The following is a 13,604-nucleotide window of genomic DNA, read 5'->3' on the forward strand; positions in this document are numbered from 1 at the left end:
TCTTCACGAAGTCAGAACCGGTACGCTCCTCCAGCCTTCGCGGTCTTCCTGATCGAATCAGCAACTACTGTAAAGGGGTGGGCTTGTCGGTGGACTCCCGTTCTGCCATCGAATCGATGGAGACATAGAAATCGCCGTTCAGGTTCAACAAATCTCGAGGACGGTATCTTGTCCCACCCTAATCCGGAGTGGCCGGTCGGCTCACATGATTCGAGGAGGAAGCCCACGACTGTAGTCGTGGGAGGAATCCGACAGCCTCTCTGATCCCACCGCCGGTAGCACGGCTGGTTTCGCCACCGCTACCATTAAGCGTCACCGGAACCATGATTAGGTTCCACTCTCGGTCGGCCAAATGTGTCGGCCGTGGAGGGGCCTCCGTAGGTAGGCCCTGAAGTCGGGGACGGATGATACAGCGCCCCTCTGGTCGAATTACCCGACCATGAAGCGGTGAGAGTCCACCGATAATTAACGCGGTGTGAGGCAGATTCGGACGCAGACCACAGGTCGGAAAACCACGCAGGAAACCCCTCCGTGTGACTGACCTTCTGCCGTACAACTCGCCCGTGACGGCGGACGAAGCGTGGGCCGAAACCCCTCGCGGGGGCAAGCCCACGACTTCAGTCCTGGGTAACTTACAGCTCCGTGAATCTATCTTCCCCGGTCGGTGCCGCTTCCCACGGATTGATCGTCCGTCTACACCATGTAACTGTATGTCGAACGCAACCGATTGCGCCTACGAACTCGGGTTTCGAACGGTCGACACCGAGTACGCCGACCGACAGCTACCGATCGATGGGACCGTTCCGCCGTGGCTCTCCGGGGCATTGATCCGGAACGGACCGGGACGGTTCGAGTTTGGCGGCGAGCGTGCAACCCACTGGTTCGACGGTCTGGCGATGCTCCGCCGCTACGGGTTCGCGGACGGCACCGTTTCATATACGAATCGGTTCCTACGGACCGACGCGTACGCGGCCGCTGACTCCGGCCACGGTGCCACGGAGTTCGCAACCGCCAGCGATTCGTTCCGTCGGACCCTGCGGTGGCTCCGGTCGCTCGGGCCGCCCGAACCGACGGACAACGCGAACGTCCACGTCGCCCAACTCGGCGAGCACTTCGTCGCGCTCACCGAGGCACCACGGCGGATCGCGTTCGATCCAGTAACGCTCGAGACCCGCGGCGAGTTTCGCTGGCGCGACAACGTTCCGGAGCATCTGGCGACAGCCCACCTCCAGGTCGATCCCAATCGCGAGGAAACGATCGGCTATAGTACGGAGTTCGGGCGCTCTCCAAAGTATCACTTCTACCGGATCCCACCCGGGCGTGCCGGCCGAATCCACGTCGCTACCGTACCGGCCGCCGGCCCCGGATACGTCCACGACTGTTCGATCACCGACTCACATATTGTCATCGTGGAGACGCCGCTCCGGATCGCGATGGTGAAGGCACTGGCTCCGTGGAACGAGGGATTCCTCGATCTTCTCGAGTACGACGAAGGGGCCGCAAGCAGGTTCATCGTCGTCGATCGGGACGCCGAAACGCTCGTCGGGACACTGGAAACGCCGCCGTTTTTCACCTTCCACCACGTCAATGCCTACGAGGATAACGAGGAGCTGGTTCTCGATCTCGTCGCGTTCGACGACGATGAGATCGTTCGGGCGCTCACCTTCGACGCCCTTTCGGAGGACGCCTTCGCCGCGGCTCCCGACGGTCAGTTCGTTAGATTTCGACTCCATCCCGACGAGGGACGCGTCCGACGCTTCGAGCGGTACGACGGCGGGATGGAGCTCCCAACGGTTCCGAAACCGGTTCGGGGCCAACGGTATCGGTACACGTATGCACAGGCGACCGACAGGAAGGGCGCGAACGGACTAGTCAAACTCGACGTCGAACGAGGAACCGCGATGGAATGGTGGGAACGGGGCGTCTACGTCGAAGAGCCGCGGATGGTTCAGCGTCCAGGCGGGACCGCGGCGGATGACGGCGTCGTGATCGCGACGGCGCTGGACACCCGACGGGAGCGATCGATGCTGCTTGTGTTCGATGCGGAAACGTTAGTCGAGAGAGCGCGTGCACCCCTGCCACACGCCGTTCCGTTCGGCTTTCACGGTCGATTCTTCCCGGAGGTGTAATCGTTCTTGAGTATTGCGTGAACTCGAGCTGGTACTCTAGAGTGTGCTCCGCGGTCGCTCTTATGCAAAGCTCCGGAAAAGTCAATGCGTCCTGCCGACGTACGGCGGATATGTCTAACACCTAGCCAGCCTTCGGCGGGATGCTTCAAAACATGATCGACGACGGTATCTTAGGGCTTCGGACCGAGCCGCTCGACGAGGGCGTCAAGCGGCGTCTCAAACGCCTCTGGGTGCATACACTGTATCCTTGATGCGGAAATCGATCGATGGTCAATAATTTAACTAGAAGGTTTAATACCTGGCAAGTCATACGCTTAACCGGATGGTTGAACAACAGCCGGACGACGTGGATCTCGACGCGATCTTCAAAGCACTGGGCCACCCAATCCGTCGAGAAATCCTCGAACAGCTCGCCGATGGACCCGAGAGCGTCAGTGAGCTGGCCGAACCCCACGACGTATCGCTAGCAGCGGTCTCCAAGCACCTACGCGTGCTAGAGGATGCGGGCCTCCTCAACGTCGAGGAGGACGGCCGGGTGCGACGATGTCACCTCGCCGCCGCGCCACTGAGTGAAGCGTTCGGATGGCTGACCCGGTACCGTGTACTCTGGGAGGACCGCTTCGACGCGCTGGCCGACCATCTAGAGGAAGACGAAGAATGACCGACAACGACAGCGAAGGAAATCCCACGATGAACCGCGAACAGAATAATTCACGGAGTATGACCGTAAGCCGTGTGATAGAGGCGTCGCCCAAACGTGTCTACGAGGCGTTTCTCAATCCCGACGAACTCGCCCAGTGGCTCCCACCGACTGGTTTCAGCGCCGAGGTTCACCACTTGGAGCCCGAGGAGGGCGGGACGTTCCGTGCCACGTTTACGGGAGAGACCGAGGAGCTCACCGAGTACGGTTCGACCTTCAGCGGAACCTACCGGGAGTTGGTTCCTGGTGAACGCATCGTCTACACCGAATCGTTCGAAACCGACGCTCCGGAGATGGCTGGAGAGATGACGGTGACGACCATCTTCGAGGAGGTACCTGACGGAACCGAGATCACCGTCCGACAGGAAGGAATCCCTGAGGCCATTCCCCCAAGCGATGCTAACGAGGGCTGGAACGACTCCCTGTCGAACCTCGGGGATGTCGTCCAAGAAGCGTAGCATAATCGAAACCGATGCGACGAGGTTGACGATCCGATTGCCGATCAAGACATCACAGGAGCGTTCTTTGCCCCAGAGGAGGGGATTGACGTGATGCTGGATGGCAAGGTCGTGGTGATCTACGGCGCAGGCGGGCCGATCGGCAGTGCTGTCGCCTGCGCACTCACCCGTGAGGGGGCCAAAGTTTGGCTTGCCGATCGCAGTGAACTACTCTGCTCTAACCGCACACGGGCCTATCCAGCCCTCGCTTGTTGAGAACGGAACCTCCTGTTTCTGTATCGGAACTTGAAGGAACAGATCCCACAGCGGTTCCAGACTCCGTAGGCGACTTCCCTTGACGGGTGGTTCGGGACGTCCCACTCTTCTCGAATCGACATTCGGCCACAACCGACGATACACGCTTGTTGTCGTCGTTCGAAAGACCTCCGGTCTTTCGTGATGACGAAACGGTGTAGCCGTTTCGATCCACGTTTGAACAACGCCGGAAGCGTGGGGAGTATCTCCCTGCTCTCTTCGACCGCTGGGGTAGGGAGGGGACCGCTTCACACGAAAAGAAGACGTACGAGCGCTATCCATTCACTGCTCACGCCGCCGGTAACCGCTGAGGAAGGGGGCTTAGCGCCCTCAATAACAGCTAAACGAGTTCGCGATCGAAAACTAGACGTTCAAGACTGTATTGTCCGCTACCATACAGAAAGAGAATAAGGAACGCTGCAATATAGAGTAAACCGAGTTCGCCACCATTCTGAATTGGAATAACTCCTTCTGGAAGATGAGCGATAAACTGAGCAACAATCATCTGTCCAGCCGCGATAAGCGCGACGAGTCGAGTCAGCACGCCAATAACGAGAAGGAGGCCACCAATTAGCTCAATCATGCCAGCAACACCATACATGCTGAGTAGTGGTGCTGTGCTTCCAGTACCATCTACACCACCAAAGAGACCAAATAGTTTTTGCCCACCATGCTGCATAAATAAGAACCCAACAAGAATACGAAATAAACAATAAATATGTTTTTCATACGGCCTTACATAGGGGCCAAGTAGAGCAAATACGTTCTCTCCTGATTGATGATTCGTAGTTGGACCCTGTTCATCGTGGATGTTTTCGGAAGACATCAATTAAGGGTTTAGTTCAGACGCATATATAGATCAGGTAACATAGGAGTAACTAGATTATATCCTATCGCTCGGGATTCCTCCGCCCGAAAGCGGAGGAGGATGTCAACTAGATCGACGGTGGTCGGCTCGAGTACGTACAACTCCGACTCCGTCATGCGAATAGGCAAGCCACGGACCAAATCTATAGTCATCTGATCCCACGGTAGTTGGAAGATTGGCGGTTGTTCGGACTCACTGATCAGTGACCAGTCGATGAGTCGCCAGTATGCTTATCACGATTCATAGCGGCCGGTAGATAGTAGTACTTCGATCGCGTAGTACAACATAGAATGTTGAGTAGTACTCGAGAGCCAGAAATCGTTCGTGTCTCACAAAAAGGACAGGCGACAATTCCAAAGGCATTACGAGAAAAGTACGGAATCGATTCCCCTGGAGAGGTATTCATCTACGAGGAAGGCGAGCGCATCGTCGTCGAACCAGTTCCTTCACTCGAGGAATTAGAAGGGATCCACGCAAGCGCCGACCGTGAGCCCGGCGAGATTCTCGGAAAAGTCCGGGAGACGAAGCGCAAGGAACGCCAGCGCGAGCAAGAGCGGGCTGACCGCCTCCGACCGGCGGACACTGATGAGGAATGACTGATAGATGCGTGTTTGACACTGAGGCGATTATCGCGTATCTGTACGATGAACCCGGAAAGGATGTCGTTGCAGAGTACCTTACGGGTGTCCGGAATGGTGCTCTCAGCGGTCTGCTAACCGAGACGAACGCTGCCGAAGTATTCTATCTCGTTGCGCGCTTCGAGGGGGTCGACGACAAACCAACCGCAGACTCGCTCCGGACCGCCGATCGTGACATCCGGGCGCTCGAACGATGGGGGCTACAGATCGAGCCGGCTAACTGGCGTGTTGCAGCTGAAGTAAAGGCTGACGGCCATATATCAATAGCGGACGCTCATGCCGTCGCACTCGCTGCTGAGACAGACGCGACTCTCCTTGTGGGGGCAGATGACGACTTCGATGAACTGCCGGTTAATGTCGACGTGACCCGGTTCCGAAATAATAGAGTTTGACGCTGTGAAGAGTCTACAGCGTCAGACGTGCGTCTGGCTGTTCTTTTTGCTGCAGAGGTGCGGTTCTGAATGCGTCTCGCATCACGTTTACCTGAAAATCAGGCGCTAATGCCCCGTCCTCAAGGAGCGAACCGCGTCAGCGGTGAGCGAGTAGGGTGGGGAGGAAGTCGCTGGCTATAGACGGGTAACACCAAAGCTTGATTGTGCGTCTACTATGATTCTTTTCGGCAATTTCTCCCCTATTTGTTTGGCAACCATAGTGGATAGTGTACACTTCTACTCAAATCGGCCACCAGTGCCAGCGATATCGATTCATGATTGTGTAGGCGAGAACGGTGAAAGTAGCGTCGCCACTACTCTCCTACGAGCGCTGAGACGACACTCGTCAAAAGGCGGCAAGCCACTGGGAAATGGGTAGTAAGAACCGACGGCCACCCTGCCAAGAAGCAGTCCCACGGGCAAGCGAATAACTGTTGTTCCCTTTTTCAGTACACGACACACTCAGATGTCGGAGACCCCGTGGTCGGCTCGCGACGTGCACTCGGGATCGGGCCGTACTCGAGCCTGGCGATGCAGCGCGCAAACTACTGGTGTAGAACAGATCACATCAGAAAACGGAGGGCCGAATCGAGTCACGCAGGAACTTCCTGTCACACGCTTCCTGCAAATATAAGTAGAGTGTCTGATGACATAAACGTTCTTACTCACCGGAATTGAGCGTCTAAATTGAGCTAGCAATCATCCATTTCACCATTTGTTACGTGGCATGTAAACTACTCTACCCTACTTCGCTCACCCCAGACGGGGCTCGCTCGTTGAGGGGAGGGCTTTGATATGGACTCCCGGCAATCAGTCACCAGCAATCTGCCGATGACTCTTGCCGTTCAACATCCCACCATTCAAACGCACGTCTACTGATGCGTCTCCGCTCCCCGACGTGGGCGAGGAACGGAGTCTGTGTTTCTGTTTCCGGGCGTACCGTGCCCGATATTCTTCGCCGCGTTGACCTCGTAACCACACTTCTGTCAGTGGAAGTGCTCGCCGTCACGGTTTGCTTCATGCGTGAACCCACAGTCTGTTCGAGAACAGCGTTGGGACGTGTGGTTCGGAGCAACCTGCTTCGCCATGACACCGCGCTCCGGCGCTTTGTACTCAGCGTACTCATCCGCGTCCTTGACGCGGTGAGACGGGTGTTGTCGGCTCGTGGTGGAGCGACCGACCCTCACGGACGTACCGAATGTTCGGGTGTTAATTCCAGCTGACCCATTTCGGGGAGGTCGAGGGGAATTACATTCGCCTGCGTCCATCCGTCCGATTCTGGACGATATGGACAAAACGGTGAGGCCTCGGGGCTTGTCCCCGAGGTACTTCACGAGGCGAGTCGGTGTGGTTTGTGAACGAGGTCCAGGTAGCCACACCGACACCCATAATTGAGAGGCCAGAGCATTGGATTTTTTGGAAATATGTTTGACTATCTCATTAAGATGATTTTTGCCGCTGTAACATCGTAGTGTCGCCACTAGTTACTCACAAACACAATCTAAAGCAACCATCTAAGAAGGCGACCTAGGGGACTTAGAGGAGCCCTAGAACGAGGTATATCGGAAGAATAGGCTCTGGTGAACGCCGTACTACGCCGGGTTGGAGTGTCTCAGCACCTACCTGAGACCAGCTAATCGCTTCGTCATCGGCAGATTCCTCGAGGTTGCAGCCATGGTCATTCCAAATGGACGCCTCAAGTGACGTTATCTTCCACGAAAAGTCGCCGCCGTCTAGTGATTCACCAGAGCCGAAGAATATAATATGATGGGTTGTGAATATTTGAATAACAACTTGGGAAGACTGTATGACTAACGACGAACAACAGGTCTGGACCGCCTCATGTCGATCAGGAGGACGGATACAACTCCATACCTCACCCAACTGCGCGGCGCTACAGAAGGCAAACGAAATTTATGGTCCAAAGCCGCGATCAGTGTATTCTAGCGATAGCGAACTTTGCTCTCTTTGCACTGGGGAACGCAAAAGTCGGGGTGGTTGGAAAGAGATCCAGAGAAAATTAGCGAATCCTGAGTTCGGTCCAGAAGACATTGGATTAGACTGATGTCCTTCCAAAACATTACTCAGTGACTTCCTCCCCACCCTACTCGCTCACCGCTGACGCGGTTCGCTCCTTGAGGACGGGGCATTAGCGCCTGATTTTCAGGTAATCGACGATATCGAGCAGGAATCATCCGTAAAATGGGGAAAGAATCGCACCACGATTCTATTCCCTGTTGGGAAAACGATCGGAGGTACCAAGGCTGTTAATAGTTGACACCGTCGGATGTCTCAGGTACCAACCGATCATTTACCATGAGTGATCCTATATACTAATAGTTTTCTACATAATATGTATCATAACCATATTCTTCATACAATATTTTCAAGCCGAACATCAAGTTAACTCACTCGAGGTCCTCGAGCTCGGGGCAGTTGTCGCCCGACCAGACACCGAATCGACGGACGTACTTGCTCTGCTCCTTCGGGCTGCCCCACCGACCGCCGAAGTAGAAGTGCCAGCGCCACTCGTGGACACCCTTGTGACCGTGACCCTCGCCGACGAACTGGTAGTCGTCGTGATCGAACGCCTTCTTGCCGTTGACCCACGCCGTGATCCGCGAGTCGAACTCGCCGGGCTCATCCATCTCGTAGCGCTCATCGATCGTCACCCACTCGCCCTTGTTCGCGCCACGCTTCCAGGAGTGCATATGGCCGTAGTCCTTCGATGCACCAGTCACATCGTAGACCTGCTTCCCGAGCGGGATGTCTGACTCGTCCTCGGTCGCATCGTTTGGACCTCGAGTCGTCGCATACCCACGGGCTGACCACGCCTCACCAGGATTGTGACTTCCGCCAGCTGCGCCTTCTCCTCGGTGATCGGCAGGGCCAGGCATCTTCGTCCCGCCATGATTCATGCTCTGGTGGAACTCGAAGTGCGTCGGGAAGTAGATCTGATACCGGAAGTGGACGACGTCAGGCTCGTGTCCGACCAGGTCCTCGAGCTCCCAGCGGGTTTCGACGGAATAGTGTTGCGGCTTCCCCTCCTGACAGTCGATGCTCGCGACGGGACGCTCTCCGCCAGCCGGATCATCCGCAACGCTGGCGTTCTCATCAGACGCGACCTCGGATAGCTCGACGTTGCGGTAGTCGGGTTCGGGCTCGTCGATCCCCTCAGTGAGGCTCCCGCGAATCCGATCGATGTTGTAGACGTAGCTCTCAGTCTGCGAGTCGTCGCCAGGCGAGTAGCTCCCGTTGATGACCGTCAGGCCATCACCCTTGTAGGGACAGCTCGCCTCGGCGCGGTAACGAACGTACTGCTCACCCTCGCCGTCGAGGAGGATCCGATACTCTTGTCCCTTGGCGAAGTCGTAATCGATCCCAACCCAGTCGCCGTGATCGAGACCAGCTGTCTGCTTGGTGGCAAGCGGAGTCTGCTTGTCGTCGTAGACGTGGATCGCAGTGATGTCCTTCGCCCCGTCGTGGCGATCGCCACCCAGCCGGACCTCGAGTGCCTTGAGATCTCGATCGGGAACGATCGCCACGCCGCATATATTACTATGTCCCGTCTGACCCTGGCCATCCTCGGGAAGCTCGATTGTCTCTAACTGAGGTTCGGGCTCGGGCTCTGGTTCTGGCTCTGGAGTTCCTTCGTCGCCGAGATTGAGCTTGACACTGATGCTACGCAGCGCCTTGATGATGAACTCGAGCGTCAGCTCGACGCGGTGCTCGAGATCGGTATCCTCGCGTGTGCTCTCGAACAGTAGGGCCTCGCCATCGAGGCCGGTCGCGACTTTGTGTGAGAGCAGCGGGTTTGCGCCGGTCTGTGTGTTCCCGCGCGCGACGCGCATCTTGCCCTCATAGCCGACGGTCTCGTTGAGGTGGTCCGTGAGATCGTCGGCTGCAATCTCACCCCAGAGGTTTCGCGCCACCTGTGTCGAGGGATCGTCGTCGGTGGTCCACATCCGATTCATGTTGCCCTTGTCGCTCGAGTAGCTCTCGGCGTTTATCCCCGTCGGATCAGCGCGGGGGATGGCCTTGACTTCGCCGCGTCTGATCTCGGCGCGCTCAAGGAGCTCCTCGGTCGCACGCCAGCTAGCAAGCTCGATCCTGTGCTGGCCCATAACGATTACCTGAAAATAGGCGCTAATGCCCCTGCCTCAGCGAGCGCCGAAGGCGCGAGCAGGGAGGGGGATACAGCGCCGCTCATGTTTCTTGGACTGTTCTACAGCAGGCCCGCATGCCAACGTTATTGATAGCTTTATGTTGCAACAGAGTATATACAGAGTTAATGGATCGGCACGAAATCGAGGGCTTCGAAGTCCTCGATCGAGACGTTCGACCGGTCGGAAACGGTGCGCACGTCCTCGTCCCGAAGCGGTGAATTGGAGCAGACGTGAAGATTGTCCGAGTTTCCGAACCCGACGCCGATTCAGGCGAGTAGATTATGCGCTACAACTACAGGTATCGACTCAACCCGACCGACGAACTCCACGAACGGTTAGCGTGGACTGTCGATACCCACCGACAGGTCTACAACCACTTCCTACACCGGCTCAATCGAGAGGACGGCACGTCGGCCTACTTCGAGCAGTCGGTTCTCCCCGACCTCAAGGACTGGTGGACCGACCTGAAACAAGTCCACTCGAAAGTGCTACAGAAGGTCGTTCAACGGTTGTACGACAATCTTTCGACGCTGAAAGGCCGGAAGGACAACGGCTACCGCGTCGGCGAACTCAAGTGGAAGGCCCCGTAGGAATATCGCTCGATCAAGTACAGTCAAACCGGCTTCGAACTCAACAACACGAGTGGCCGTACTGTGCTTTCTCTTTTCAAAATCGGCGATATTCCGATAGCCTACCACCGCGACGTTCCCGCCGACGCCACGATCAAAGAGGTCGTCGTCAAGCAGGAACCGACCGGCGAGTGGTTCGCCGTTCTCGGGATCGAAACCGAGGGCGACGCACCGCCGAAGCCCAAGAAACTCGAGGACTGTGTCGGGATCGACGTGGGGATACTGAAGTACGCTCACGACACCGACGCCACCGCAGTCGAACGTCCTGACCTCTCGGACGAACGCGACCGGCTGGAACGCGAGCAACGGCAACTCTCGCGCAAAGAGCACGGGTCGGCGAACTACCGCAAGCAACAGCAAGTCGTCGCCAACCGCCATGCCGATCCGAAGCGAAAGCGCAGAGACTTCTTGCACAAGCTCTCGAACCACTACGCCCGGGAGTATGACCTCGTTGCGGTCGAAGACCTCGACGCCAAGGGGTTGATGGAACTCCCATCGAACAGCCGCAACCGTGCCGGTGCGGCGCGGGGAACGTTCCTCCGAATGCTCGAGTACAAGTGCGAACGCGACGGCACGCACTTCGTGGCTGTCGATCCGGCCGGAACGACCAAAGAGTGTGCGGCCTGTGGTGCCGAGTCGGACAAACCGCTGTGGGTCCGCGAACATTCCTGTCCTTCCTGTGGCTTCACAGCGGACAGAGACTGGAATGCGGCCTACAACATCTTGGTACGCGGACTGAAGCAAGTAGGGATGGGCTGTCCCGAATCAACGCCTGCGGAGACTGCGCTCCCTACGGGAACCGATTCGGTTCCTGCAAAGCACGTCGTGGAAACAGGAAGCCTCACCCTCAAGGAGCGAGCGGTGTCAGCCGTGAGCGAGTAGGGTGGGGAGGAAGTCACCAACTCCATGCGATTAGGGCATCAAAATCGTAGAGACCGGGGAAGTGGTCTCCAACGAATGCTGGTGGATTGGGGACGGTGTGTGTTAGGTGCCTCAACACCTCTGAGTTCGGCAGGTGGCAAGGATCAGTCCCTTGCATATGGTGTTGTGAATTCATTGTCAAAAAGTCATTCGGATTGCGAAGAGTGTCGAGAGATCTCTTATATTTTGGTTGTGCAACTTCCGACAACTTCTCGGAAGATCAGTCCAATCTCTTTTCCATCTTGTAAAGTGCCACCTGTTGAATCACTTCTTGTGGGGTATCATCTCTTGTCAACTCATCTATTTCACGATAGCACCGGCGGAATTCGTCCATAGCCTCTTCTCTTGTTATATCCTGATGGTTATCGGCGAACTCGTATACTTCTTCCATAGTATAGTCTATTAATATATCTATTATCTAGTAGGATAGATACGATCTATTGGTATGTGTCTATCGAAATCGCCAAAAACCGTAAACAAGATGGCCAGGTCTGGTAGACTACCTAACGAAAATTGGCTTTTCCACTGTTATAAAGAGCAAGGAGAATACCCGTGTCTTCAGGCGCGGGAGGATGTCAAGTAGTCCGTTGTGGGAATTTTGCACAACTAAGTTTGTAACAAATGTGAAAAGTATGTGCTTATATATAGAAATAACAGCAAAGCTTATGATTCTCACCTATCATTAGAGAGTACATGGGTAACATTTGTGATCTGGTCAATAGGATACACATCAAACAATGGCTACAGAACGACAGCAGCGGCCGCTCACTCCTACGAGCGAGTAGTGTCAGTACGTATAGCGGGCCGTAGCCACTCAGATGAACTGCAACCGCAGATAGGTGGCTAAACCTGTTCACTAAGCTCGCTTGATAAAACAATTTAAAGAACTTGTTTTACTCTATAGGTAGTTCAGATTTCACTTATAGAGTCTATATTAAAAGATGACTACAGCACTATTGATTGATTTTTTCGAGTGTCATCACTGAAATAGTATAACTGTCTGGCGACGTCATCGCTTCGTCCGAGCCAGGACCGTAACATTCGCGATCGGCTCATAAAGTATTTCCATTATTTATTAGCCTAAAATTCATCTAAATCGTGTATAATCGTCAAAACAGAACGGGGGCATTATTAACGAATTCGAATTTGGAATAGCCGCGTACTATGACAAAGGTCGACAGACGGCGATTCACGATAGCGGCCGGTACCGGATTGATCGCGGCGATCGCGGGCTGTTCGGACGGTGGCCCGGGCAATGAGACTGAAAGCGGAGCGAATGAATCCGAAAACGGAATGGATGACTCTGGAAACGGTGGAATCGGTGAGGGCAACGAGTCCGAAAATGGAATGGACGACTCCGGAAACGGTGGGATTGGTGAGGACAACGAGTCCGAAAACGGAATGGACAACGAGTCCGAGGATGGTGGCCTCGGCGAAGAAAATGAGACCGAGAATGGAATGGACAATGAATCCGAGGACGGCGGACTAGGCGGAAACAACGAGTCTGAGAACGGAACGGGCGACTCCGAAACCGGAATGGGTAACGAATCCGAAGACAGTGGGCTCAGCGGCTCGTAGTCCGAACAGTGATCCTGTGATCCTCGTATCGTGAACTAGCCCGCCCTACCGCACACGGGCCTACCCGGCCCTTGCTTGTTGAGGACGGAGCTTCCTGTTTCTGTGTTGGAACCTGCTGGCTCGCTCTTACGCAAAGCTACGGAAACGAGAGAGGGCGAAGCAATCGATGAGTGTGAAGAGCGACGCGCCGATGTTATTCAATGACCAGACGCAGCCAAAGGTGTGAGCGGCCTGTTCCAAGCCGTGCTTGGACAGGCCGCGGAACTTCCGCAGCCACGGATGCAAGAGTGACCAGAGACACTCAACCTGGTTAATATGGATGCCGTCCGGCGAAATGTACTGCTGTTTGTGGATGACCGTCCGGTGATCGTATTCCATCCACCGATATGCCTGCAGTCCATCGGTCCAGACCTCTCCCAGCCGCTGGGAGAGGTCTTCAGCCTCTGTAATCACCGGCTCAAGATCTCCCTCGTAGCGGATTCCTTTCTTTGCACGAATGACAGTGAGCTCGTCGCGGCAGGCCGCGACGAGCGTCAATTGGTCGCCGTGACGTCCCTGCCATCGTGTTCGCCCACTCCGAGACGACCCGCCGCGAGCCCGTCCGGGCCGCGGCGGGTCTTGACCTTTGTATCCCGAGCACACTCTTCCACTCTCATCGACCTGTAACGGGCCGCTGTATGGCTGTTTGAGGCGGTTCCAGACACCCGGGAAGCCGCGCTCGAGCGCGGCTTCCAGGTCACGGATAGCGGTGTGAATCGTGTTGTACGCTCGATCGAGCACAATCGCGATTTG

General features: G+C 55.8%; 9 protein-coding genes and 4 pseudogenes. 9 read left to right on the forward strand and 4 right to left on the reverse strand.

Annotation, left to right across the window (positions count from 1 at the left end):
* Positions 1 to 710: 710 nt before the first annotated feature.
* The 4 genes and pseudogenes from GWG54_RS19240 to GWG54_RS19255 all read left to right on the forward strand — a co-directional run bounded on the left by GWG54_RS19240 (position 711) and on the right by GWG54_RS19255 (position 3,287).
* Positions 711 to 2,129 (forward strand): carotenoid oxygenase family protein, encoded by a 1,419-nt coding sequence (locus GWG54_RS19240; RefSeq protein ID WP_167939271.1) that lies wholly within the window; start codon positions 711 to 713, stop codon positions 2,127 to 2,129.
* Positions 2,130 to 2,269: 140 nt separating this feature from the next.
* Positions 2,270 to 2,377: pseudogene (locus GWG54_RS19245) on the forward strand (IS1595 family transposase); the annotation flags it as partial.
* A 74-nt stretch (positions 2,378 to 2,451) separates the two neighbouring features.
* Entirely contained in the window at positions 2,452 to 2,790 is a 339-nt protein-coding gene (locus GWG54_RS19250) for a helix-turn-helix transcriptional regulator (protein WP_167939272.1), read from the forward strand.
* A complete protein-coding gene (locus GWG54_RS19255) occupies positions 2,787 to 3,287 on the forward strand; it encodes an SRPBCC domain-containing protein (RefSeq protein ID WP_167939273.1) in 501 nt (166 codons plus the stop codon). Before GWG54_RS19250 ends, GWG54_RS19255 begins: the two co-directional genes overlap by 4 nt.
* 634 nt (positions 3,288 to 3,921) lie before the next feature.
* On the opposite strand, the gene GWG54_RS19260 is transcribed toward GWG54_RS19255, so the two are convergent.
* The gene (locus tag GWG54_RS19260; protein WP_167939274.1) at positions 3,922 to 4,407 is read right to left on the reverse strand and encodes a DoxX family protein; all 486 of its coding nucleotides are present in this window, start codon (positions 4,405 to 4,407) and stop codon (positions 3,922 to 3,924) included.
* Between the two features lie 332 nt (positions 4,408 to 4,739).
* On the opposite strand from GWG54_RS19260, the gene GWG54_RS19265 reads away from it, so the two are divergent.
* Both GWG54_RS19265 and GWG54_RS19270 read left to right on the forward strand, forming a co-directional pair.
* Positions 4,740 to 5,045, forward strand: a complete 306-nt coding sequence (locus GWG54_RS19265) for an AbrB/MazE/SpoVT family DNA-binding domain-containing protein (RefSeq protein ID WP_167939275.1) — start codon at positions 4,740 to 4,742, stop codon at positions 5,043 to 5,045.
* The gene (locus GWG54_RS19270) at positions 5,042 to 5,479 is read left to right on the forward strand and encodes a PIN domain-containing protein (RefSeq protein WP_167939276.1); all 438 of its coding nucleotides are present in this window, start codon (positions 5,042 to 5,044) and stop codon (positions 5,477 to 5,479) included. The genes GWG54_RS19265 and GWG54_RS19270 overlap by 4 nt, the downstream gene beginning before the upstream one ends.
* 849 nt (positions 5,480 to 6,328) lie before the next feature.
* Here the strand turns inward: GWG54_RS19270 and GWG54_RS21045 are convergent.
* Positions 6,329 to 6,642: pseudogene (locus GWG54_RS21045) on the reverse strand (zinc ribbon domain-containing protein); the annotation flags it as partial.
* A 1,284-nt stretch (positions 6,643 to 7,926) separates the two neighbouring features.
* Complete coding sequence (locus GWG54_RS19280; RefSeq protein ID WP_167939277.1) at positions 7,927 to 9,642, reverse strand: polysaccharide lyase; 1,716 nt, start codon at positions 9,640 to 9,642, stop codon at positions 7,927 to 7,929.
* Between the two features lie 167 nt (positions 9,643 to 9,809).
* Here GWG54_RS19280 and GWG54_RS19285 point away from each other — a divergent pair.
* From GWG54_RS19285 to GWG54_RS19295, 3 genes and pseudogenes are all read left to right on the forward strand, one after another.
* Positions 9,810 to 9,899: pseudogene (locus tag GWG54_RS19285) on the forward strand (DUF2080 family transposase-associated protein); the annotation flags it as partial.
* Between the two features lie 66 nt (positions 9,900 to 9,965).
* A pseudogene (locus tag GWG54_RS19290) lies at positions 9,966 to 11,195 on the forward strand (RNA-guided endonuclease InsQ/TnpB family protein).
* A gap of 1,332 nt (positions 11,196 to 12,527) precedes the next feature.
* The gene (locus GWG54_RS19295) at positions 12,528 to 12,812 is read left to right on the forward strand and encodes a hypothetical protein (protein WP_167939279.1); all 285 of its coding nucleotides are present in this window, start codon (positions 12,528 to 12,530) and stop codon (positions 12,810 to 12,812) included.
* 126 nt (positions 12,813 to 12,938) lie between these two features.
* Here GWG54_RS19295 and GWG54_RS19300 read toward each other — a convergent pair.
* Positions 12,939 to 13,604 (reverse strand): IS1595 family transposase (locus GWG54_RS19300; RefSeq protein ID WP_167939280.1); only part of this gene is annotated, 666 nt, incomplete at its 5' end.

The organism is Natronococcus sp. JC468 (assembly GCF_012163165.1).
GTDB lineage: Archaea > Halobacteriota > Halobacteria > Halobacteriales > Natrialbaceae > Natronococcus > Natronococcus jeotgali.